Raw genomic sequence first — 22,673 nt, forward strand, 5'->3', positions numbered from 1 at the left:
GTCAGAGATCTCCCATCATGGCTTGCAGCAGGCTGTCCTGGTTGAAGCCCAACCAGTCGACGAGGACGTCGCGGTCTTCTGCCGAATGCGGGCCCGGCCCGTCTTGTACGTCGCTGGAGGCCAGGTAGATGCGAACGTCGTTGAGGGCTTGTAACCATCCGTGGGCTTCGTCTTCGGTGATCACTACCGTTTCGGAGCCTTGCTCGCCGAGTGCCCAGATGATCAGGTTGAGGTGTTCCAGCTTGGCGGCACAAATGTCGGTTTCGTGCAGGCTGCGCAGCAGCTGGTTGTCGCCTTCGTATTCTTCGTCGCCGTCGCGTTCGAAGTTGGGCAGGAGGCGGGCGAGTTCTTTTTCTTTGGGGGGTTCTTTATGCCCGGAGGGCATGCCGGTGAGTTCGGCGAGTTCGTCTTTGGGGGCCGATTGGCAGCGCCGGATCAGTGCCTCGGAGACGGTGGCGGCGAGGTCGGCGAGGACTTCCCGTTCCACGGGTTCGAAGGTGGTGGTGTATTTGGCGGCGCGGCTCAGGCCGCGTTTGCGTTTCCAGCTTTTCATGGTGTGTCTTTAGCCTCCTTGCTGCATGGTGGCCCACAGGCCGGCGGTGTGCAGCTTTTTCACGTCAGCTTCGACTTTGTCTTTCTCGCCGGAGGACACGACGGCTTTTCCTTCGACGTGGACTTTCATCATGAGTTCTTGGGCGCGTTTTTTGTCGTATCCCAAGACCGTGTGGAAGACGTAGGTCACGTAGCTCATGAGGTTGACGGGGTCATCCCAGACGATGCACAACCAGGGCAGGTTTTCGGCTGTGGTGACTTCCACAGCTACGTCCTCCACAACGTCGGGGGTGGCCATCGGGGAACCACCGGCGGTGATGGGCGCGCCGCCGACAAGGCGCGGCAGGTGTGCGTGCATATACATACCCCTATGCTAACCGCGTTATGGGCACTTAGCCACGAATCCGCTTTGCGGCGCAAAAGATAACCGATTCTTATGGTTTGTTCTGTTGCCCCACCTCGCACCTGCGCAGCCCCTCCCCCGCCCCGGGCGGGCACCCCCACGGCGAGGCCCGTAGCTACGGCGCGGGGGTGGTGAAAACCGGGTGCTTTCGTGCACCAAGTGGTGTTCAAGCCCTACGATGGTTCCCGTGAATGAACGTCACCGCTCTACAGCCCTTTTGACCGACAAGTATGAGCTGACCATGCTCATGGCCTCCCTCGCCGACGGCACCGCCGATAGGGAGTGCACCTTTGAGGTCTTTACCCGCCGCCTGGCCGGCGAACGCCGCTATGGCGTGGTCGCCGGCACCGCCCGCGTCCTGCGCGCCATCGAGGACTTCGTGTTCACCGACGAGCAGCTCGCCGGCATGGATTTCCTTGACGACCGGACCCGCGAGTTTCTCCGCAACTACCGTTTCCGCGGCCAGGTCGATGGTTATGCGGAGGGCGAGTTGTATTTCCCCTACTCCCCTGTGTTGACGGTGCGCGGCACCTTCGCGGAGTGCGTGATCCTGGAAACCGTGATTTTGTCAATCATGAACGCGGATTCCGCGATCGCTTCCGCGGCCGCCCGCATGGTCACTGCCGCCGATGGTCGCCAGATCATCGAAATGGGCTCGCGCCGCACCCACGAATACGCCGCGGTGACCGCCTCCCGCGCCGCTTATCTCGCGGGCTTCGACGCCACCTCCAACTTGGAAGCCGCCCACCGCTATGGCATCCCTGCATCCGGCACGGCCGCACACGCCTGGACGCTGGCCCACGTCAACCCGGACGGCAGCCCCAATGAGGAGGCCGCCTTCCGCTCCCAGGTGGAAGCCCTCGGCAAAGACACCATCCTGCTGGTCGACACCTACGACATCACCAAAGGTGTAGAGACCGCCGTGAAGGTGGCCGGCACGGAACTCGGTGGCGTGCGCATCGACTCCGGCGATCTTGGCGTCCTCACCCGCCAGGTGCGCAAACAGCTCGACAGCCTCGGTGCCACCAACGCGAAAATCGTCGTGTCTAGCGACCTGGACGAATTCACCATCGCCGGATTGCGCGGCGACCCAGTAGACGTTTTCGGCGTCGGCACTTCCCTGGTCACCGGCTCCGGGGTTCCCACCGCCGGCATGGTGTACAAGCTCGTCGAGGTCGACGGCAACCCCGTCGCCAAACGCTCCCGCAACAAAAAGAGCATTGGCGGCGCCAAGCGTGGCATGCGCGTGCACCGCGCAACCGGCACCGCAGTTGAAGAAGTCGTGCGCCCCTTCAACGCTCCCGCCCCCGACACCGGCTCGTTGGAACAACGCGAACTCAGCGTGCCGCTGATGCGCGACGGCCGCACCGTTGACGGTTTGCCCGATATTCATCAGTCCCGCATGCACCTTGCGAAACAGCTCGTGTCGCTGCCCTGGGAAGGCCTCGCCCTATCCCGCGACGAGCCGGCCCTGTCCACCCGCTTCGTCGGCTTCAGCGACTAGCCACTTCCCCACACCAACAGAACCGGATGGGCGTCGCAGGAATCCTGCGGCGCCCACACCCATCTGCCCTGCCGGGTGTCTTGGCACAATCCCACCACTGCCCCTAGGGTGAACACGTACTTTTTCACCAGCTTCGACAGGACACAAACCATGGCGACTTCGGAGATCGACAAAGCCACCACGGAACTTTTGGGGCACGCCGTCACCGCCCTAGGTGGTGCGCGTCGTGATGGCCAAGTGCTGATGTCCTGCGCTGTCGCCCGGGCGCTGGCCAACGAACGACACCTGGCAGTCCAAGCCGGCACCGGCACCGGTAAATCCCTCGCATACCTGGTGCCCGCCGCCGCCCACGCCATCGCCTCAGAACAATCCGTCGTCGTCTCCACCGCCACCATCGCGCTGCAACGCCAGCTCGTCGGCCGTGATCTTCCCCGCCTCGCGAAAGCCCTCGAACCGCACCTCGACCGACCCCTAACCTTCGCAATCCTCAAAGGCCGCTCCAACTACATTTGCCTCAACAAGCTGGCCACCGGCCAAGCCGCCGAAGACGGCCTGCTGTCAGAAGAAGAACTTTCCGGCATCGGCAAAGAAGTCAGGCACCTGTCCGACTGGGCACAAGACACCGACACCGGCGACCGCGATGATCTCGAAGAAGGCGTATCCAACCTGGCGTGGCGCCAACTGTCAGTCACCGCCAACGAATGCCTCGGCGCATCCCGCTGCCCCCAGGCGGAAGAATGCTTCGCGGAAGCCGCCCGTAAAAAAGCCCGCGAAGCCGACATCATTGTCACCAACCACGCCCTTTTGGCCATCGATGCGCTTGCCGAAGTCGATGTGCTGCCCCAGCACGACGCGGTCATCATCGATGAGGCCCACGAACTCGACGGCCGAATCACCGGAGTCGCCACCAACGAACTCACCGCTAATGCGCTCGTGCTGGCCGCCCGGCGCGCCAAAAAGCTCGGTGCCGACGGTAAGGATGACGAACTGGTTGGCCTGGCCGACGATTGGCCTATCGTGTTGGACTCCGCCCCGCGGGGCCGGTGGACCACCCTGCCGGAGGAAGTGGCGGGCCCGCTGGTGAAACTGCGGGATACCTTGTGGTCGGTGCGGACCGCGATTCATACCGCCCCCGATGGTGAGGCCGCCAGTGATCCGGAAAAGAATGCGGAGCGCCATCACTTGTCGCAGCATTTGGTGGAATTGCATGACACCTGTGTGCGCATTTTGGGCGTGTTTGAGCAGGAAGATCCCGCCAAGCAGGTCGATGTGGTGTGGTTGAGTGATGAGCCGCGCCGTGGTGCGACGTTGCGGGTCGCGCCGTTGAGTGTGTCGGGGTTGTTGGCGACGCGCTTGTTTGCGGAGAAAACGGTGGTGCTCACGTCGGCGACGTTGACTGTGGGCGGGAATTTTCAGGCGATGGCGGCGTCGTGGGGTTTGGCGAAGGGCTCCTATGACCACCTGGATGCGGGCACCCCGTTTGATCCGGCCAAGTCTGGCATTTTGTATGTGCCGGTGCATTTGCCGGAGCCGGGTCGGGATGGTTTGTCCCCGGAAGCGCTCGCGGAGATCAAGGATTTGATCATGGCCGCGGGTGGTCGCACTTTGGGGCTGTTTTCTTCGCGGCGCGCGGCGGAGCAGGCGGCGGAGTTTTTGCGGCCGCGGATTCCGATGGATGTGTTGTGCCAGGGGGAGGATTCCACGCCGAATTTGATTAAGCGTTTTGCGGCCAATGAGAATGCGGTGTTGGTGGGCACGTTGACGTTGTGGCAGGGCGTGGATGTGCCGGGCAAGAGTTGTTCCGTGGTGATCATGGACCGGATTCCTTTCCCACGCCCGGATGATCCGTTGTTGCAGGCCCGCAAGGAGGCGGCGGATGCTGCGGGGCGTAATGGTTTTATGGAGGTCGCGGCGACGCACGCTGCGTTGTTGATGGCGCAGGGCGCGGGTCGTTTGTTGCGCCATGTGGATGATCGTGGAGTGGTGGCGGTGTTGGATACCCGCTTGGTGAGCAAGCGTTATGGGGGCTTTTTGCGGGCGAGTATGCCGGCGTTTTGGCCTACCACCGACAAAAAGACTGTGATTTCCGCCATAAAGAGGCTGATTTCCCGCTAATATGTGTTCCACACCACGTTTTGTTGGGGTGAGGGCTACTCCAGGTGGGACTAGCTGTCTATCAACCCCTGTTGTTTTCCGCTAGATGCACACTCTCGGCGACGAAGAGGAGGTTTTTATCCCATGATGTACGCCGATATTTTCACCACCAACCTGCCCGACCGCGCCGAGCACCCCGCGGTGACCTGCGGGGACACCACGTTGACGTATGGCCAACTGCACGAAAACGTGGTGCGCGCCGCCGAAACACTGCTACGCGCAGGCCTCTACCCCGGCGATGTGGTGGCCCTATGGCTGCCGAACAGCATTGACTATGTGGTGATGTTTCACGCCATCGCCGCCGCCGGGATGGCCTCCGTCCCAATCCCCGTGTACGCCACCGCTCGCGATGTCAATGAGGCGGTGACCGCCACCGGAGCCAAAGTCGTCATCGACGAGCAAGTGGCTGCCGCGGTCATCGGTGGTGACGCGCACGCACTCGCAGCGGCTGGTGGCACCACTAGCCTGCCCGCCGGTACACAAGTACAACTGCCCCAGGTCGCCGAACAGGCGGTGGCCAGCATGCCGCTATCCTCCGGGACGACGGGCACCCCGAAGGTAGTGCAGCTGACTCACGCCAACCTCAGCGCGAACATCCGCCAATTCGCCGAGGCGGTACCCATCACCCCCGAGGACACGGTGCTCGCGCCGCTGCCATTGAGCCACATTTATGGCCTCACAGCGACGATGAATGTGCCCTTAGCGATCGGGGCACACGTGGTGGTGATGCAATTCGACCCCAAAGCCTTCCTGCAAGCATTCGCCGACCACGACATCTCGGTGCTCTTTATCGCCCCACCGGTCGCACCGCTGCTGGCGGGGGCACCGGAATCGACCCGCTTCGAACACCTCCACCACATCATCAGTGGCGCCGCAGCACTTTCCGAAACCGCCGGCCGCGCAGTCGAGGAACGCACCGGGGCGAAAATCTTGCAGGGCTACGGCATGACGGAAGCTTCCCCCGTCACCCACCTCAGCCGCCTGGACTCCACCCCCCTAGAATCCATCGGCACCCCGCTGGTCGACACCGAGCACAAAATCATCGACACCATCACCGGTGAAGACATCACTGCCACCGGTAAAGCTGGTGAGCTGTGCGTGCGCGGACCACAAGTCATGCTCGGCTACCTCAACAACGACACCGCCACCGCCGCCGCACTACAACACGGGTGGCTGCACACCGGCGATATCGGCCAGCAGCTCGCCGACGGCTCCATCGTGCTATCCGGACGCATCAAGGACATCATCAAGTCCCACGGCGTACAGGTCAGCCCCTCCAAGGTGGAACAAAGACTCATCGAACACCCTGACATCACCGACGTTGCGGTGTTCCGTGGCACCACCAGCCGCGGGGAAGAATGCCCCCTGGTCGCCTACACCGGGCAGCTAACCCCCGAGGAAGTCCTCGCCCACAGCCGGCAGGTCCTCACCCGCTACGAATGCCCCCGCGCCGCCTACGCGGTCGACGCAATCCCCCGCAGTGCCTCCGGCAAAATCCTGCGCACCAAACTCCCCGACGTCATCGGCGCCACGGCAGCCGCCTAAACCCCACCCCCGCACACCGGCTGTGGTGGGGCAAGACCACCCCCACCCCGGCCGGGGAACTACCCCTGCAAATCCGCGGCATCATCCTCAAAGAAGCGCACTGCGTCCACCTCATCAGCATCCCCATCTCGATCCGCGTCACCAAACACCCCACTGCGCTCATCCACGGGCTCCATCCCCTGCCAATACGCCTCAATCCACATCAACGCAATAATGGGCACCAGCGGGGCAAACAACGGCAACAGGTACAAAGCGAAACGGGCAACCCCCAAGGCCGCACCCACCACCGCCAAGGTAACCGCCACCAAACCCACCGTGGCCATGCGATGCTGACGGAAAAAAGCAACACCGAAGGCAAAACTATGGCCATCGGCAACAGCGACCGGCACAAAAGACAACGGGATCAAAAGCAACAAGGAACCCACCATCGCGACCACCACAGTCGACCACACAATCGCCGGGCGCCCCTCAGCGGCCTCCAGCATCGTGCCGCCCCACACATGCTGAGAAATGCCAGCCACCGCCAAAGTGCCCACCACCCCCAGCGCCGAAGGCAAAAGGGACGCGAAAAACGTAGAAAACCAGCGGGGCCGATCGGTGGTGCGGCGCTGCGTCCACACCGCAGACACCGTCACAAAACCCGCAACCCCCACCACCAGCATCAACGCAATGATCCCCACCCACCACCAATTATCGCAAGCAACATTGTTGCTGGGCGTAACCACACACTGGTGGCTCAACTTGGTCACCGCCTGCGCCACCAAGGTGCCAAACGTGACCCCATACACGAAGCTAAAAGCAATCCATTTGGGCCAACTCATCACAAAGGACGAAGCGCCCCGCACAATCGCATCGGACAGGTGAATGCGAGCAAAAGCTGAAGTGGACACGAAAGATGAGTCTAGACCCCACCCGCCAGGCGTGCAGGCAAAGCAAGCCACACTTTTCCCAGCCACCTGCGGCACCGCACGGGGCAGCAGCCTAAACCAAGGACACCAACACCGCATCCACCACCGCGATCACCCAAATGCCCTCAATCATGCCCACCAACTTCGGAGTCATCGGGCGTTGCATCCGCGCACTAATAAAAGGCATCGCCCAGGCGCGGACCGCCACCGCAACCATCACCACAAACGGCCACACCGTGCACAGACCGGCCTGCCACAACCACGCCACCACCGCCGCAGCCAAAAGGTGATACACCACCGAAGCCGTCAACCACGACTCCTGACCCCGATGACGGATCATCGTCTTCACAAAAAAGATAGTTCCGCACTGATACAAAGCAATCACCAACGCCACCACCCACAACGATGACATCGTGGCCGAATCGGCCCCCGTCGCCAAGCCACACGCGGGAATCAGCCCGGCACTAGCCAGGGTCGTGGACAGCCCAGATGCCACAGAGCGCGGCCTTTTCCTATAGGCCTCCACCACCGCAATGACAACGAGCGGGGCAAACCACAGCGCCGACAATAGCACCCGAGGTGCCATGGCAATCACCACAGCACTAGAAACAATGCACAGCAGCCCGTAGGTGAGGCAGGCAGGCTGAAACGTTTTCTTCCGGGACGGGGGAACCTTCAGCCACAAGCCCAGTGCAAAAAATGCGAAATAGCCGCTAAACCAGGCCAAGGCCAGGGGAAGATGCACCAGGTGCGGGCGGGTGATGATGATGCCCAGCAGGATAGGCACGATAACCATGACCCAGGCGCCGTGCTGGTCGGGTACCCAGCCGGTATTTTTTCGACGAGACACAAACGCCCCCTTGAGCGACGATGTATTGCATGGTGCGGATGCGGTCAACACCCACACTTAATATGCATTAACAATACCCGTTTTAGGTGTTTGCCTCAGCACTTGCCCACCCCGCCGGAACAGCAACCACCGTATACGCCCCAGGTGAGACCTCCGTATACCCGGCATCCTGAACCACTACTGCCCCGGGCCGGGCGCACAAATCAACAAAATCCTCGTGCTCAACATCGCGCACCGACAGAGGAAAACCTTCGCGAGCCCAGCGGGTCACCTCAGCCAGGGACATGCTCGCGGCAAGCAGCATGGAACCATGACCAACCTGGGCAGCTGCCTTACCAGTGCTCATCTTCAAGCTCTGGTCGATCGCAATGAGCACCCCATCACTAGAGGCGGGCCCCGGAGCATCATCTTCCAAATCGGTGCCCTTGATCTGCAGGCGCGCCACATCCTTGTCGACTTCAGAGACCAGCCCCGGAATAAACGCCCGCGCCTGGGCCTGCCCTTGCGCTACGGTGATCCCTTCCACGCTGTGGCACCGCCGCCATCCGGCACCATGCGCCCGCCGCGCCACCTTCCTGATCTTCAACCCGTACCACTGATCCAAACGGCGATAAAACAACGATTCCTCATCCCCCGCATCCCCGACGAGGCAGGCCGCAACGCAGGCCCTGGCCGCGGCGGCGAGAATTTCGCTGCGCGCCGGTGGCTGGGACTTTTCAATATGCAACACGATCTGCATCGCCCGGGCTGTCGCTGGGGTTTCTTCTTCCCGACGCGGCTGACGTTCGACCAGGTGGGTGTGGGCCCGGGCAATGGAAGCCTCACTGGCACTCACCGTGACTAAACTTTCCACCTCACCAAGGGGCACGGTGAAAAACTGCTCGGGCGCATCGATGTGAGGGGTTCGACTGCTCATGGGCTCTCCAAAAAATGCGTAGGGGCTTTGGGGTTTTGAGGGGCTTTGAGGGCATGAAAAGACCCCGCAGGGAAAGGCTGCAGGGTCAGATCAGGCTAGTTATTTTCTCCAGAAGGCACGGTGTCTTCGAGTACGGGTTCCCGCTCCGGGAGGGGGACTCGACGATAAGTACCGTCGCCACGATCCGCCTCGTCGATTTCCTCACGGGAGATACCGAGAATGTAAAGGACCTCGTCCAGGAAGGGGTGGTTCACGCTAGCGTCGGCGACCTCCTTCAGCGCAGGCTTGGCGTTAAAGGCAATACCGAGGCCGGCCGAGGAGAGCATGTCGATGTCGTTGGCGCCGTCGCCGACAGCCACGGTCTGGTGCATGTGCAGACCGGAATCCTCGGCGAACTCCTTAAGGAACTCCGCCTTGGCTGCCCGATCCACCACCTTGCCGATGACCCGACCGGTGAGTTTGCCGTCCTCGATTTCCAGGGTGTTGGCTCGCACGTAGTCCAGCTCAAGTTCTTCCGCGAGGTCTTCGAGGACCTGAATGAAGCCACCGGACACGACAGCCGCGCGGTATCCCATCCGCTTAAGGGTACGAATCGTGGTGCGGGCACCCGGGGTGAGCTCAATGCTCTTCGCCACCTCATCAATGACGCTGGCGTCCAAGCCTTTCAGCGCAGCGACGCGCTCACGGAGAGATTCCTCAAAATCGAGTTCGCCCCGCATGGCGCGTTCGGTAACCTCGGCAACCTCGGCTTCGCGGCCGGCATGTGCGGCCAGCATCTCAATCACTTCACCGGTGATCAGAGTCGAGTCGCAGTCGAAGCAGATCAAACGCTTCGAGCGTCGCAGCAGGCCGGCGCGCTCGATGGCGATGTCGACACCGATTTCGCGTGTCAGCGCAGCTAGCGCTTTACGCATTCCAACGCCGCCACCGGGACGTGGGTTGGCGACGGTGATCTTCAGCTCCAAGCCGGTCAGGGGGTAGTCAGCGATTCCCCGAATGGTGTCGATGTTCGCGCCGTAGTCGGCCAGGGTTTGGCCGATGCGGGAGATATGGCTGGCGGTCACCGGATCGCCGAGAACAACGACGGCGTGGGTGGATAGCGGGCGATTTTGGTCGAGGTGGTCTTTCAGCTCGACGGTAACTTCCTGGCCGTAGGCCTGCATGGTGATCTCTAGTCCCTCGGATAGAACCTCCAAGCGGTCTGCTTCGAGCCCGACGAAAGCTGCGAGGTTGAGCCGGCCCCGGAACTGGGACTGTTCGACGTCGAGGATTTGTACTCGGTGGGATGCCAACACCCGGAAGAAAGCTGCGGACACACCGGGGCGGTCGGATCCGTGCACGGTGATCACGGCGGGTGTGAGGCCATCTTCGAGGGCGACTGTGATATCGGGGTCTACGGCGTTTTCGTTCACGCGTTTTATTCTTTCACTCCGGAGGAAAAGTGCCTAAATACACCACTACCCCCGGCCCACTCTCGGAGAGCAGGTCGGGGGTAAGTGGTGCGTAGTGGTCGGTATCGACCGGAGGCTTTAAGCCTTGGAGACGGTAGCTTCGTCGCGCTTCATGTCGCCAGCGTCGCGGCCGAGCATCGCATCGGACTTGTGGCCGATGTGAGCCTCAGCGCGGAAACGCTCAACCATGTGCGGGTAGTGCAGCTCGAACGCGGGGCGCTCGGAGCGGATACGCGGCAGGGAGGTGAAGTTGTGGCGCGGCGGCGGGCAGGAGGTTGCCCACTCGAGGGAGTTACCGTAACCCCACGGGTCGTCGACGGTGACGACCTCACCGTAGCGCCAGGACTTCCAAGCGTTCCAGATGAACGGGATGAAGGAGATACCCAGGATGAAGGAGAAGACGGTGGACACCTGGTTCAGGGTGGTGAAGCCGTCGGAGTCCAGGTAGTCGGCGTAACGACGGGGCATACCCATGTTGCCCAGCCAGTGCTGGACCAGGAAGGTGCCGTGGAAGCCGATGAACATGAGCCAGAAGTGGATCTTGCCCAGCTTCTCGTCCAGCATGCGGCCGGTCATCTTCGGGAACCAGAAGTACACGCCAGCGAAGGAAGCGAACACGATGGTGCCGAACAGGGTGTAGTGGAAGTGAGCAACCACGAAGTAGGTGTCAGAGACGTGGAAGTCCAGCGGCGGGGAGGCCAGCATAATGCCGGTCAGACCACCGAAGAGGAAGGTTGCGATGAAGCCGAAGGCGAAGATCATCGGGGTCTCCCAGGTCAGGTGACCCTTCCACATGGTGCCAACCCAGTTGAAGAACTTCACGCCGGTAGGCACGGAGATCAGGAAGGTCATGAAGGAGAAGAACGGCAGCAGGATGGCGCCGGTCACGAACATGTGGTGAGCCCACACGGCCATGGACAGGGCGGCGATGGAGATGGTCGCGAAGACCAGACCTGCGTAGCCGAACATCGGCTTGCGGGAGAAGACCGGGAAGATCTCAGACACGATGCCGAAGAACGGCAGTGCGAGGACGTAGACCTCGGGGTGGCCGAAGAACCAGAACAGGTGCTGCCACAGGATGGAGCCACCGTTGGCCGGGTCGTAGATGTGGCCGCCGAGCTTGCGGTCGTAGAGGATACCCAGAGCAGCTGCGGTCAGCATCGGGAAGATCAGCAGCACCAGCAGAGAGGTGATGAAGATGTTCCAGGTGAAGATCGGCAGGCGGAACATGGTCATACCCGGTGCACGGAGGCACACGATGGTGGTGATCATGTTGATTGCGGATGCAATGGTGCCGATACCACCGACGCCGACGCCGAGGATCCACATGTCAGAACCGACGTTCGGGGAGTGGATAGCGTCAGACAGCGGGGAGTACATGGTCCAGCCGAAGTCTGCGGCACCACCGGGGGTGGCGAAGCCGGAAAGCATCATGACGCCGCCGGCGCCGGTGAACCAGAAGCCCAGGGCGTTAAGACGGGGGAAAGCCACGTCGGGAGCGCCGATCTGAAGGGGCATGATGTAGTTTGCGAAGCCCCACACAACGGGGGTTCCGTACAGCAGCAGCATCACGGTGCCGTGCATGGTGAACAGCTGGTTGAACTGCTCGTTCGACAAGAACTGCAGGCCCGGGTGGTAGAGCTCGGCGCGGATGAGCAGCGCCATAAAGCCACCGAGGAAGAAGAACATGAAGGACATGATGATGTACATGATGCCCAGCGTCTTATGGTCGGTGGATGTCAGCATCTTCCAGGCGAAAGTGCCCTTGCGGGCGTTGCCCGTGGGGGCAGGCCGGGCCGGTGCGACCTGGTGGTCGCCCTTTGGCGCGACAGCGGTCATAGGTTCCTCCTGACTACGCGGTCGTCCCCGCACAATTGCAGGGACGTCCTCTTGGTGCCTTTAGATCGTATCGAAGGCACGCTCGGGTATCTAGCCTTTTCGTTAGATATCGCAGTCGAGATTACCGCCTTTACCGCCTGTGATCTAACTGGATAAGGGCTACATAAGGGCTGGAAAGTGGCTTTCAACTCACCAAACGAATATTTACTGTGACAAATGCCACTGCCCGCTGTGACCCAATGCGCAAATCGCACGCGTCACACCCGTCACCCATAGCCCCCTATTGAGTCATCCTTAAGTTGGAGAGTTAACCCTTGGGCGCGTCGCTTCGACCATTGTGGGACCAACCTCGTCTAGTTCACCCCCTAATTCGCTTCTGCCCAGCTCTCGCGAACAATATTCAACACACAGAGGTTCACTACTACCCCACCCCACCGGCTTGGGCGCGGAGTTCTGGACGAAAAAATCCCCATACCCTGCGGGGTATGGGGATTTGGAGGGAAAACTTAGAAGTCCCAGTCGTCGTCTTCGGTCGCTTCGGTCTTACCGATCACGTACGACGAACCGGAACCGGAGAAGAAGTCGTGGTTCTCGTCAGCGTTGGGCGACAGTGCGGACAAGATAGCCGGGGAGACCTTGCATTCATCTGCCGGGAACATCCCTTCGTATCCGAGGTTATTCAGCGCCTTATTCGCGTTGTAACGCAGGAAGCGCTTGACGTCCTCGGTCCAGCCCAGCGGGTCGTACAGATCTTCGGTGTACTGCGCCTCGTTGTCGTAGAGGTCGAACAGCAGGTCGAAGGTCCAATCCTTCTGTTCCTCACGCTCCGCTTCGGTCAGCTGCTCGAGCGCCTTTTGGTACTTGTAGCCGATGTAGTAGCCGTGGACGGCCTCATCGCGAATGATGAGGCGAATGACATCGGCGGTGTTGGTCAGCTTCGCATGGCTGGACCAGTACATCGGAAGGTAGAACCCGGAGTAGAACAGGAAGGATTCCAGCAAGGTCGAGGCAACCTTGCGCTTGAGCGGATCCCCACCCTCGTAGTAGTCCAAGACGATCTTGGCTTTCTTCTGCAGGTTGTCGTTTTCCTCAGACCAGCGGAAAGCATCATTGATTTCCGGGGTGGAAGCCAGGGTCATGAAGATGGAGCTGTAGCTCTTGGCGTGCACGGATTCCATGAAGGCAATGTTGGTGAGCACTGCCTCCTCGTGGGGGGTCTTCGCGTCCTGAATCAGCGAAACCGCACCCACGGTGCCCTGAATGGTGTCCAGCATGGTCAAGCCTGTGAAGACTCGCATGGTGGTTTGCTGCTCCAGGGAGTTCAGCGTGTTCCAGGACTTGATGTCGTTAGACAGCGGCACCTTTTCGGGCAGCCAGAAGTTACCGGTCAGACGGTCCCACACCTCGAGGTCTTTTTCATCCGGGATGGTGTTCCAGTTGATTGCAGACACCGGAGCGTTGCGATCCTCCGGGTGGTACTCGTGTTGTGCCGGGGAAATGGCGGCCTTGTCGTTAGCCATGGGGATTCCTTTTGCCTCTTTTTAAGGTGCGGCGCGTACGCCCTCGAACGGTCGTCTTCCAACTCTCGCCTTCACCGACCGCCCCACCCGAAGCACACCCCTATATAGAGGTATGTCTTTTTACGGCAGCCGGTGCGCGAGAAAGCTCGTTGTGTGGCGCCCTGTCTAGGGCGCACTTTCTAACGAGGGTACGTCATATCAGCCGGCCGGGGAGACACCCACCCCACCCATCTCCCCTACTCCTGAAAAAACCCTGCGCTGATGTGCCGTTTTGTGCGCCCCGCACGGCTTCGAAGATTATCTCCCGCCCACTTTTATCCCTTGCAATGGCGTCTTGAGGGCGCACAGCCCGAGAGCAGCGATACGGGTTTGTACCCTGCCTCAGCAAGGGAAGTGTGGACCCTCAGGAAACAGGAAATCGGTGCGGACACTCGGGTTGTGCCGGATTCGATTACAGGAAAGGGATCAACGCCTGGAAAGCCAAAGCGGAGATCCAAGAAAATTGGATCGGTAGCAAGGCTTGGGCGCTGAAATGCTCGGCTACATCTCGTGATTTGTAGCCCGTTCGGTGTTGGCAAGTGTTTCCGTTGGGGCTACGACAGTCATTTAATTATTCATCTAATTGATAGGTGTGGCGGTTAAGGATAGGGAAACTTTGCAGGCGAACTGGAAAAACAGGCGGTAGACTGAGCCCCATGAAACTTTCTGACACTCTTGCACAGGCTTTCAACAAGCAGGTTACTGCCGAGTACGAAGCATCCCTCGTCTACCGCCAGCTCTCCTTCCTTCTCGACGATCTCGGCCTCGTCGGCATGCGCGACTGGATGAAGCTCCAGGCCGACGAAGAGCTCACCCACGCCCAGATGTTCGCGGACCACATGCTCAACCGCGACGCGGTTCCGCAGATCGGCGCCATTGAGGCTCCCTCCCTGACCGTGAACAATGCCGTCGACGCTTTCGAAGCCTCCCTGGCTCACGAGCAGAAGATCTCCGGCATGATTCGCGACCTGGCCGCACTGACCCAGGATGAGCGCGATTTCGACTCCCGTCCGCTGATCGACTTCTTCCTGGCAGAGCAGATTGAGGAAGAGTCCACCGTCGGCGAGATCCTCGACCGTCTTCGCCTCATCGGCTCCGACGGCTCCGGCCTGCTGCGCATCGACGCCGAGCTCGGCGCCCGCAACGCTGAGTGATATTGCTCACTAAAGAGCGCGCCTTTATGTAAAGGCTTCATGCAGTGCCCCCGCCCTCCGGTGGGGGCACTTTTGCGCGAGCAGCCTCCATCAACCACACACAACTCCCCCACCCGCTTGCCAGCCACCGCGTTTACCGCATAGATAAGGCCACACGCTGGAACAATGGCCAGGCCCACTAAAGATTGTGGCTGCCACTATGCAGCGCGCTATACGTTGTTTAATTTTTAGGAACCGAAAACCCCATGAACTCACCCAGTGCCCCACTGGAATAATCTTGCAATAACACATAAAATGAGGTGTTTTCACATGTGCTAACCCTCGCCATCACGGCGGGAAATTCATAAGAGTATTAACATATGATTATGGCCCCGTTTTTGGGAGGTTGTCGTGCAGCGCTCATCGCGCCCATCGACGGCCCACCTGCACGCCACTGTCTGGCATCTGCCCTAAGGCAGCTGTCGACTGTGTCGTCTTCCCAAAAAGGACCGTGGAACCGAAGGAGCTCCGTGGTAGCGCCGCCTCATGGCGGACGCCGCGAACTTCGCTTTCGCAAGGAACGCTCATTGGCTGAGATTTCTTTTCGAAAGTTTTCGGATTATGCCCCCACCCGCGGGGCCGTCCGTACTACCATAAGCCCAAAGCGCATGCATTCGTTTTCGATAGTAAGATGCATGCTTCTGGCAATATCGTGCCAACGCCAATATTGCGCACTGGAAGGGAGGTAACAGTGGCTGTCATACATCAAACGACGAAGCTCGATTACGCCCTCAATCAACTGGGCACCGAGATCGTCTCCGGGGTGCTACCCGCTGGTGCCACCTTTACTCTCGCCACCATCTGCGAGCGCTTCGATATTTCGCGCACTGTCGCGCGTGAGGTGATGCGCGCCCTCGAGCAGTTAAACCTGGTGAAGTCTTCCCGCCGTATTGGGTTGAAGGTGTTGCCGCGCAGCCACTGGTCGGTGTTCGATGAGGCCATCATTGAGTGGCGTTTGCGCACCCCCGGCGAACGCGATCACCAGTTGCGTTCCCTGACCAGTTTGCGCCTGGCGGTGGAGCCTCAGGCCGCCCGTGGCATGGCTCATCACGGTACCGATGAGCAGATTGAGCAGCTGCTTGAGTTGTCTAATCGCTTGCACAATTTAGGTGCGGCCGGTCGCGCGAACTCTATGGAGTTCCTCAAGGCCGATGTGGATTTTCACACCTTGATTCTGACCTGTAGCGGAAATGAGATGTTTGCGGCGCTGGCGCCGACGGTGACGACGGTACTTATCGGCCGAACCGAATTGGGTATCCAGCCGCATCATCTTCCTGAGACCGTGCTGACTGGCCATGATGCGCTGGCGCACGCGATTGCGGTGCGCAATCCCGATCGTGCGGAACGGTGCGCACGGATGTTGCTGGATGAAGTGCGTGACGCGCTGGACTTGACCTAAGGCAGCTGTTGTAAGCCGCTTCCCAACCTTTGTGGGAGGCGGCTTTTTGCTGCGCATATAGACAACTCCCCGGCACCGGGGCCGCAGTTGCGGTTTTCGGTGCCGGGGAGTACGCCTCACCGGGTGGGCTTAGAGCATGCAACTCACGCAGCCCTGGACTTCGGTTCCTTCGAGCGCGGTTTGGCGCAGGCGGATGTAGTAGATGGTTTTAATGCCTTTACGCCAAGCGTAAATTTGGGCCCGGTTGATATCACGGGTGGTGGCGGTGTCTTTGAAGAACAGCGTCAGCGACAGGCCCTGGTCGACGTATTTGGTGGCTTCCGCGTAGGTGTCGATGATGGCTTCGAAGCCGATTTCGTAGGCGTCCTGGTAGTAGTCCAGGTTCTCGTTGGTCATGTAGGGCGCCGGGTAGTAGACGCGACCAATCTTGCCTTCCTTGCGGATCTCGATGCGGGATGCGATCGGGTGGATCGACGACGTCGAGTTATTGATGTAGGAGATGGAACCGGTCGGCGGCACGGCCTGCAGGTTGCGGTTGAACATGCCGTAGGTGGCGACGTCCTTTTTCAGTGCCGCCCAGTCCTGCTCGGTGGGCGTGTGGATGGAGGACTTCGCGAACAGATCCTTGATGCGCTGGGTGCGCGGCTGGAAGTCCGCCGGGTCGTAGGAGTCGAAGAATTCGCCGGTGGCGTAGGTGGAGTTTTCGAAGTTGTCGAACTTCTGGCCCCGCTCCTTGGCGATCTGGCAGGACGCCTTGATGCATTCGTACATCACGGCTGCGAAGTAGGCGTTGGTGAAGTCGAGGCCTTCCTCGCTGCCGTAGTGGATGCACTCGCGACCGAAGAAGCCGTGCAGGTTCATCTGGCCCAGGCCGATGGCGTGTGCGGCGTCGTTGCCTTTGCGCACAGAGGGGACGGAATCGATGCTGGTTTGTTCACTGACGGCGGTCAGCCCGCGGATGGCGGTTTCGATGGTGGCGGAGAAGTCCGGGGAGTCGAAGGCCTTGGCGATGTTCAGGGAGCCGAGGTTGCAGGAGATGTCTTCGCCGATGTGGTCGTAGGTGAGGTCGGCGTGGTAGGTCGAAGGGGTCGACACCTGGAGGATCTCGCTGCACAGGTTGGAGTGGGTGATGCGGCCCTGGATCGGGTTCGCTTTGTTCACCGTGTCCTCGAACATGATGTAGGGGTAGCCGGATTCGAATTGGATTTCGGCGAGAGTCTGGAAGAACTGGCGGGCGTTAATCTTTTGCTTCCGGATCCGCGGATCCTCCACCATCTCCTCGTAGTGCTCGGAGATCGGCACGTCGGCGAAGGGCTTGCCGTAGATGCGTTCCACGTCGTACGGGGAGAACAGGTACATGTCGTCGTTGCGCTTGGCGAGCTCGAAGGTGATATCCGGGATCACCACACCCAAAGACAGGGTCTTGATGCGGATCTTCTCGTCGGCATTTTCGCGCTTGGTGTCCAGGAACTTCATGATGTCCGGGTGGTGCGCGTGCAGGTAGACGGCGCCCGCGCCCTGGCGTGCCCCGAGCTGGTTGGCGTAAGAGAAGGAGTCTTCCAGCAGCTTCATCACGGGAATGACGCCACTGGACTGGTTCTCGATCTTCTTAATCGGGGCGCCGGATTCACGCAGGTTGCTCAGCAGCAGGGCGACACCGCCGCCGCGCTTGGACAACTGCAGCGCGGAGTTGATGGCGCGACCGATTGATTCCATGTTGTCTTCGATGCGCAACAGGAAGCAGGACACCGGCTCGCCACGCTGGGCCTTGCCGGAGTTCAGGAAGGTCGGGGTAGCCGGCTGGAAGCGGCCCTCCATGATCTCGTCCACGAGGGACTCAGCCAGCTTCGTGTCACCGGCGGCCAGCGTCAAAGCGACCATGCACACCCGATCCTCGTAGCGCTCCAGGTAGCGGCGACCATCGAAGGTTTTCAGGGTGTAGGAGGTGTAGTACTTGTAAGCGCCCAGGAAGGTGGGGAAGCGGAACTTCTTGGCGTAGGCCCGCTTAAACAGGCTCTTAATGAAGGCGAACTCGTACTGATCGACCACTTCGGGCTCGTAGTAATTGTTGCTCAGCAGGTAGTCGAATTTTTCTTCCAAATCGTGGAAGAAAACCGTGTTCTGGTTGACGTGCTGCAGGAAGAACTGGTTAGCAGCTTCACGATCCTTGTCGAATTGGATCTTTCCGTCGTCGGAGTACAGGTTCAGCAGTGCGTTGAGCGCATGGTAGTCGAGCTGCTCGGAAGCGTTTACTGGCTCGGCTACGGTTTTTCCCAGGTCGGTCACGGCGGTAGAGGTCCCTTAGTGTGTCAGTAGTGAAGTTGTTTCACAGCCTTTTGCCTGACCGCGTAAAAGCGGCAGCGCGAGACTGGATGCTTTAAAAATTTTGCTCGTCATGTGCGCACGTGGCGCGCTGTGATGAGGTGCGCCCCCTTTCCCGATGAGGGGCTTAAAAGGGGCGGGGTGCTGCGCCCCAGTATTCCGAAAAAATTCGGGATGCGCAGCGGTGCTGGTCACGCAGCTTCTAAACCCAGCTGCTGCGCATTGTCCAAGAGGCCTTGGCGCACCGCGTCGACGTCTTCTGGGGTTCCCAAAAGTTCAAAGCGGTACACGTAGGGCACTTGGCATTTTTTGGAGATCACCTCACCTGCTTTGCCGTAGTCGCTGCCGAAGTTGGTGTTGCCGGAGGCGATCACTGCGCGGATGAAGCTGCGATTGTGTTCGTCGTTGAGAAATTTGATGACCTGCAACGGCACCGGGCGGGAGTTCTCGCCGGTGATTGAGGCTCCTCCCCCGTAAGTTGGGCAGATCAGCACATAGGGCTCATCCACCCGCAGGGGCGGGTCGGTCTTCTTTAAGGGGATGCGCTGGGCGGGCAGCCCTAATTTCTTGACGAAGCGGTGGGTGTTTTCCGTCGCACTCGAGAAATAGACGACGAGCATATGCAGACGCTTCCTCGGAGGGTCAATGGTGGGTTTGCGGGTGCGACCGCACGAAGGCAGCCACAGAAAAACCCGCCCAGGATGCCGGTTGATGGGTGATGGTGTCCAGTTCCGGCTGGGGCGGGTTGAGGGCATGGCGGGCGGCCCAGGGAGCTTTTAGGCGACCTGTGCGGCAGCCAGGCCGCGGATGCGCTCGGGGCGGAAGCCGCTCCAGTGCTCGGAGCCGGCGACGACGACCGGGGCTTGCAGGTGACCGAGAGCCATCACGTACTCGCGAGCCTCATCGTTGGTGCTGATATCAATGAGCTCGTATTCCAGACCTGCGCGGTCGAGAGCCTTCTTGGTAGCGGTGCACTGAACGCAAGCGGGCTTGCTGTAGACGGTGATAGCCATGCGGTTTCCTAACGCTTCAAATTCACAAATTCTGGGAAGACACGAGGTCGTTCAAACGTCACCCCAGGTGGGGTGCGTGCCACGTCTGGGCGAACGTTTCGGGTTCCCCTTGCGACATGGAGAGACACTATACGTAGTGGTTAAATAGTGCAACCAGCACAACATATAGTAGTTACATCGGGGGAATTCCCAGGATGACAGCCGGTACAGCCACAACATCTAGCGACCACCCATCAACATCTCGGGCATAGCTTGCCGCGAGCGAAACCTCACGGATGTCATTTTGCCAGTTCGCCCCTTCCCGCCCCCGATTAGATATGACGCACATCACACATATTATTGGCAGGATCCCCCAATAATTACCCCCATGTGATTCCACCACCGGCACCAGCCCTCTCCCCCTTACCCGCACACACCACCAAGCAACGCACGCAACGGCCGCAGCTGCCGACGAACACACCACAGCCACTCCCCCACCCCTCACAACCGACAACACCGCCACCACCGCCCTAAAGGCCACACAGGCCCCACAACCACCCAAGCCAGCACCTTGCCCCGCCCCGCCCCGCACACCACAGCAAGCCACCCACGCACTCACGCGCCGAACCCGCCACAAACCCGTTCCGCCAGCCCCCTCCCCTACCAGGAAGCCCCGGAACTCAGCGGGCACAAAACGGCGCCCCAACATCCCACCACACCCACCACAGAGGCGTCCTATAGGACAAAAAGTGTGTCCGCACCCCGTGGGCAAGCCACAACAAGTGTGTGTGAAACCCCGCCCTGACTCCTGGGCGCACTGCATTCACACCGAACGCATAAGGAAACCCCACCGGCAAAAACCGGTGGGGTGTACCCGAGCCCGCGTAACCGCAGGCGGTTTTCTTAGCCCTGGCGAGCCTTGAAACGGGGATCCTTCTTGTTGATCACGTAGACCTTGCCACGACGACGCACGACCTGGGCGCCCGGCTTGTTCTTCAGCGACCGAAGGGACTTACGGACCTTCATCGGGCGCTCCTTTCTCTTCGTTGCGCGACTACCACCACCGGCAAGAAAACCACACGACCGCAAGGATCGTTACTGAGAGGTAAAGCTCTTACCGTGCGGCCGGGCAACTGCACATGTTGGTGCCCGGTCTATGGCATTTCCATAACACACCCGAATTTAGGCATCCGGATGCGACACGAAAGAACATACTAGCCCCATATGTCGGTTTTATCCAAACCCGCAACCACCCCACGGTCATAGTGCCACCCATCCTAGGCGCTAGCACCCCCAGCACAGCGCGGGCGACACACCGCACAAGCGCCCGAGAACTACACTCGTGCACATGACTTCCTCCCCCACCCCAGAACAACACTTAAACTTGCGCCGCCACATTCAGCAGCGCCTCGAGGTCAAGCCCACCATCGATGCTGCGCAGGAAATCGCCGCACGCGTGGACTTCCTGGCCGATTACCTGAAAAATGCCCACGCCCGTGGCTATGTGCTCGGCATCAGCGGCGGGCAGGACTCCACCCTGGCAGGCCGCCTGGCCCAGCTGGCAGTGGAGAAGCTACGCGCTGACGGCTATGAGGCGCACTTCCACGCGGTACGCCTGCCCTACGGCGTGCAGGCCGATGAGGACGACGCCCAGATGGCGTTACGCTTCATCCAGCCCGATAACACCCACACCATCAATATCAAGGACTCCGTTGATGCGATGAGCCAGGCGGTGGCCTTAAGCATCGATGCGCAAGACTTGAGCGATTTCAATAAGGGCAACGTCAAGGCCCGCGCCCGCATGCTCGCACAGTATGCCCTCGCCGGGGAGACCGGCAGCCTGGTCATCGGCACGGATCACGCCGCCGAAAACATCACCGGCTTTTTCACCAAGTTCGGCGACGGGGCGGCGGACATTCTTCCCCTGGCGGGGCTGAGCAAGCGTCAGGGCGCGGCCCTGCTGCAGGAACTAGGCGCCCCCGAGCGGGCCTGGAAGAAGGTCCCCACCGCCGACCTGGAAGACGATCGCCCCGCACTGCCCGATGAGGAAGCGCTCGGCGTCACCTACCAGCAGATCGACACCTACCTGGAAACGCAAAAGCCCATCGCAGCGGAAGCTGTCGACAGGCTCGAACATTTGTGGCGCATCGGTGAACACAAGCGCCACCTGCCGGTCACCCCGGCAGACACCTGGTGGCGCTAGTAGCGCTCCGGCTCCTCCCCGAGGTCAAACTCACGACCGGAGACCTCGGTGGGGGTAATGGTGACGTAGTTGTATTTCAGCGTCGGCACCCACGGCTTCAGCGGCAAGGAATCCGCATGGTGAATGGCTTCCGCGTCCTTGAGCACCTCGGCGCGCCCCTTGACCACCACAGACCAGGCGTGGCCATTATCGACGTGGTCGGCCTCAAACAACACATCGTTGTTCAACGCGAGGCTGAACAGCTTATTGCCTTCCGCGGTGCGCAGGTAGATGATTTCGTTATCGATGACGTAGTTGACCGGAAAAATATCCATGTCATCTTTACGGCGGACAACAATGCGCCCCAACGAGACTTCACTCATTCGGTTCAGAGCGTCAGTGCGGTCCAGGACAGTGATTGCTTCGTGGTTCGACATGCCCCCATTGTCCCATTAACCGGGTGCCATGTGTGGGAAATAGGAGAAAACCTCACCAGAATGAGACCAAATCAATAGTTTGACGCTCAATTAGTGGGCTGTCAGGCACACCTCACCCGGGGTGAGCCATGGCAACGAAAAAGGTGCCGGCGTGGATAAAAATCCATGCCGACACCTTGTGTCAGTGGAGCTAACGGGACTCGAACCCGTGACCCCCACACTGCCAGTGTGGTGCGCTACCAGCTGCGCCATAGCCCCTCAAAAGTTATCCAGCCGAAGCTGGAGCTTTTTGTGGTGTTTAGTTGTAGCGTCCCTCGCGGTGCGAGTTTCGCTGTGGAGCTAACGGGACTCGAACCCGTGACCCCCACACTGCCAGTGTGGTGCGCTACCAGCTGCGCCATAGCCCCATAAAATGGTTGCGCCGATGACGGTAACAACCCATTATGGGTTGGTCATTCGACTGTGAA

Annotated in this window: 19 protein-coding genes and 2 tRNA genes; 6 read left to right on the plus strand and 15 right to left on the minus strand. The window is 60.3% G+C overall.

Annotated features, from left to right (window positions below; all coding sequences use genetic code 11):
• Position 1: 1 nt before the first annotated feature.
• Both CAQU_RS09795 and clpS read right to left on the minus strand, forming a co-directional pair.
• Complete coding sequence (locus CAQU_RS09795; protein WP_075727315.1) at positions 2-553, minus strand: DUF2017 domain-containing protein; 552 nt, start codon at positions 551-553, stop codon at positions 2-4.
• A gap of 9 nt (positions 554-562) precedes the next feature.
• Complete coding sequence (gene clpS / locus CAQU_RS09800; RefSeq protein ID WP_245797254.1) at positions 563-916, minus strand: ATP-dependent Clp protease adapter ClpS; 354 nt, start codon at positions 914-916, stop codon at positions 563-565.
• A gap of 226 nt (positions 917-1,142) precedes the next feature.
• On the opposite strand from clpS, the gene CAQU_RS09805 reads away from it, so the two are divergent.
• The 3 genes from CAQU_RS09805 to CAQU_RS09815 all read left to right on the plus strand — a co-directional run bounded on the left by CAQU_RS09805 (position 1,143) and on the right by CAQU_RS09815 (position 6,158).
• Entirely contained in the window at positions 1,143-2,459 is a 1,317-nt protein-coding gene (locus tag CAQU_RS09805; protein WP_425429694.1) for a nicotinate phosphoribosyltransferase, read from the plus strand.
• A gap of 150 nt (positions 2,460-2,609) precedes the next feature.
• A complete protein-coding gene (locus CAQU_RS09810) occupies positions 2,610-4,574 on the plus strand; it encodes an ATP-dependent DNA helicase (RefSeq protein ID WP_075727321.1) in 1,965 nt (654 codons plus the stop codon).
• A 123-nt stretch (positions 4,575-4,697) separates the two neighbouring features.
• A complete protein-coding gene (locus CAQU_RS09815; protein ID WP_075727323.1) occupies positions 4,698-6,158 on the plus strand; it encodes a class I adenylate-forming enzyme family protein in 1,461 nt (486 codons plus the stop codon).
• A 59-nt stretch (positions 6,159-6,217) separates the two neighbouring features.
• Here the strand turns inward: CAQU_RS09815 and CAQU_RS12740 are convergent, their stop codons facing one another.
• The 6 genes from CAQU_RS12740 to nrdF all read right to left on the minus strand — a co-directional run bounded on the left by CAQU_RS12740 (position 6,218) and on the right by nrdF (position 13,642).
• Entirely contained in the window at positions 6,218-7,048 is an 831-nt protein-coding gene (locus CAQU_RS12740; protein WP_157108991.1) for a hypothetical protein, read from the minus strand.
• 91 nt (positions 7,049-7,139) lie between these two features.
• Entirely contained in the window at positions 7,140-7,916 is a 777-nt protein-coding gene (locus tag CAQU_RS09830) for a YwiC-like family protein (RefSeq protein ID WP_075727328.1), read from the minus strand.
• Positions 7,917-7,998: 82 nt separating this feature from the next.
• Entirely contained in the window at positions 7,999-8,832 is an 834-nt protein-coding gene (locus CAQU_RS09835) for an aminoacyl-tRNA hydrolase (RefSeq protein ID WP_084563018.1), read from the minus strand.
• A 95-nt stretch (positions 8,833-8,927) separates the two neighbouring features.
• Positions 8,928-10,244 (minus strand): phosphoserine phosphatase SerB, encoded by a 1,317-nt coding sequence (gene serB, locus CAQU_RS09840; protein ID WP_084563020.1) that lies wholly within the window; start codon positions 10,242-10,244, stop codon positions 8,928-8,930.
• Between the two features lie 117 nt (positions 10,245-10,361).
• On the minus strand, positions 10,362-12,122 hold the full coding sequence (ctaD, locus tag CAQU_RS09845) for an aa3-type cytochrome oxidase subunit I (protein ID WP_075727332.1): 1,761 nt from the start codon (positions 12,120-12,122) through the stop codon (positions 10,362-10,364).
• 506 nt (positions 12,123-12,628) lie between these two features.
• A complete protein-coding gene (gene nrdF / locus CAQU_RS09850; RefSeq protein WP_075727334.1) occupies positions 12,629-13,642 on the minus strand; it encodes a class 1b ribonucleoside-diphosphate reductase subunit beta in 1,014 nt (337 codons plus the stop codon).
• Positions 13,643-14,337: 695 nt separating this feature from the next.
• On the opposite strand from nrdF, the gene CAQU_RS09855 reads away from it, so the two are divergent.
• Positions 14,338-14,835: a ferritin gene (locus tag CAQU_RS09855; RefSeq protein ID WP_075727336.1), complete on the plus strand. Its 498-nt coding sequence runs from the start codon at positions 14,338-14,340 to the stop codon at positions 14,833-14,835.
• Between the two features lie 730 nt (positions 14,836-15,565).
• Positions 15,566-16,273: a FadR/GntR family transcriptional regulator gene (locus CAQU_RS09860; RefSeq protein ID WP_075727338.1), complete on the plus strand. Its 708-nt coding sequence runs from the start codon at positions 15,566-15,568 to the stop codon at positions 16,271-16,273.
• A 129-nt stretch (positions 16,274-16,402) separates the two neighbouring features.
• Here CAQU_RS09860 and nrdE read toward each other — a convergent pair whose 3' ends face one another.
• The 4 genes from nrdE to ykgO form a co-directional block, all read right to left on the minus strand.
• Complete coding sequence (gene nrdE / locus CAQU_RS09865) at positions 16,403-18,559, minus strand: class 1b ribonucleoside-diphosphate reductase subunit alpha (RefSeq protein WP_075727340.1); 2,157 nt, start codon at positions 18,557-18,559, stop codon at positions 16,403-16,405.
• A gap of 227 nt (positions 18,560-18,786) precedes the next feature.
• Positions 18,787-19,215: a class Ib ribonucleoside-diphosphate reductase assembly flavoprotein NrdI gene (nrdI, locus tag CAQU_RS09870; protein WP_075727342.1), complete on the minus strand. Its 429-nt coding sequence runs from the start codon at positions 19,213-19,215 to the stop codon at positions 18,787-18,789.
• Between the two features lie 156 nt (positions 19,216-19,371).
• Positions 19,372-19,608, minus strand: coding sequence for a glutaredoxin-like protein NrdH (gene nrdH / locus CAQU_RS09875; RefSeq protein WP_075727344.1), 237 nt, complete (start codon positions 19,606-19,608; stop codon positions 19,372-19,374).
• 882 nt (positions 19,609-20,490) lie between these two features.
• Positions 20,491-20,613, minus strand: coding sequence for a type B 50S ribosomal protein L36 (gene ykgO / locus CAQU_RS09880; RefSeq protein ID WP_003852698.1), 123 nt, complete (start codon positions 20,611-20,613; stop codon positions 20,491-20,493).
• Between the two features lie 322 nt (positions 20,614-20,935).
• On the opposite strand from ykgO, the gene nadE reads away from it, so the two are divergent.
• Positions 20,936-21,790 carry an ammonia-dependent NAD(+) synthetase gene (gene nadE, locus CAQU_RS09885; protein ID WP_075727346.1) on the plus strand — a complete coding sequence of 285 codons (855 nt, stop codon included), beginning with the start codon at positions 20,936-20,938 and terminating at the stop codon, positions 21,788-21,790.
• On the opposite strand, the gene CAQU_RS09890 is transcribed toward nadE, so the two are convergent.
• The 3 genes from CAQU_RS09890 to CAQU_RS09900 all read right to left on the minus strand — a co-directional run bounded on the left by CAQU_RS09890 (position 21,787) and on the right by CAQU_RS09900 (position 22,613).
• Positions 21,787-22,206, minus strand: a complete 420-nt coding sequence (locus tag CAQU_RS09890) for a pyridoxamine 5'-phosphate oxidase family protein (protein WP_075727348.1) — start codon at positions 22,204-22,206, stop codon at positions 21,787-21,789. The genes nadE and CAQU_RS09890 overlap by 4 nt on opposite strands.
• A gap of 185 nt (positions 22,207-22,391) precedes the next feature.
• Positions 22,392-22,464 (minus strand) — tRNA-Ala (locus tag CAQU_RS09895).
• Positions 22,465-22,540: 76 nt separating this feature from the next.
• Positions 22,541-22,613, minus strand: a tRNA-Ala gene (locus tag CAQU_RS09900).
• Positions 22,614-22,673 lie beyond the last annotated feature (60 nt).

This window comes from Corynebacterium aquilae DSM 44791 (assembly GCF_001941445.1).
In the GTDB taxonomy this organism is placed as follows: domain Bacteria; phylum Actinomycetota; class Actinomycetes; order Mycobacteriales; family Mycobacteriaceae; genus Corynebacterium; species Corynebacterium aquilae.

Bases quoted from the DNA above. Each gene is read 5' to 3' on its own strand.
- CAQU_RS09795 (WP_075727315.1), bottom strand. From the start codon at position 553: ATGAAAAGCTGGAAACGCAAACGCGGCCTGAGCCGCGCCGCCAAATAC.
- clpS (WP_245797254.1), bottom strand. From the start codon at position 916: ATGTATATGCACGCACACCTGCCGCGCCTTGTCGGCGGCGCGCCCATC.
- CAQU_RS09810 (WP_075727321.1), top strand. From the start codon at position 2,610: ATGGCGACTTCGGAGATCGACAAAGCCACCACGGAACTTTTGGGGCAC.
- CAQU_RS09815 (WP_075727323.1), top strand. From the start codon at position 4,698: ATGATGTACGCCGATATTTTCACCACCAACCTGCCCGACCGCGCCGAG.
- CAQU_RS09835 (WP_084563018.1), bottom strand. From the start codon at position 8,832: ATGAGCAGTCGAACCCCTCACATCGATGCGCCCGAGCAGTTTTTCACC.
- ctaD (WP_075727332.1), bottom strand. From the start codon at position 12,122: ATGACCGCTGTCGCGCCAAAGGGCGACCACCAGGTCGCACCGGCCCGG.
- nrdF (WP_075727334.1), bottom strand. From the start codon at position 13,642: ATGGCTAACGACAAGGCCGCCATTTCCCCGGCACAACACGAGTACCAC.
- CAQU_RS09855 (WP_075727336.1), top strand. From the start codon at position 14,338: ATGAAACTTTCTGACACTCTTGCACAGGCTTTCAACAAGCAGGTTACT.
- nrdI (WP_075727342.1), bottom strand. From the start codon at position 19,215: ATGCTCGTCGTCTATTTCTCGAGTGCGACGGAAAACACCCACCGCTTC.
- nrdH (WP_075727344.1), bottom strand. From the start codon at position 19,608: ATGGCTATCACCGTCTACAGCAAGCCCGCTTGCGTTCAGTGCACCGCT.
- ykgO (WP_003852698.1), bottom strand. From the start codon at position 20,613: ATGAAGGTCCGTAAGTCCCTTCGGTCGCTGAAGAACAAGCCGGGCGCC.
- nadE (WP_075727346.1), top strand. From the start codon at position 20,936: ATGACTTCCTCCCCCACCCCAGAACAACACTTAAACTTGCGCCGCCAC.
- CAQU_RS09890 (WP_075727348.1), bottom strand. From the start codon at position 22,206: ATGTCGAACCACGAAGCAATCACTGTCCTGGACCGCACTGACGCTCTG.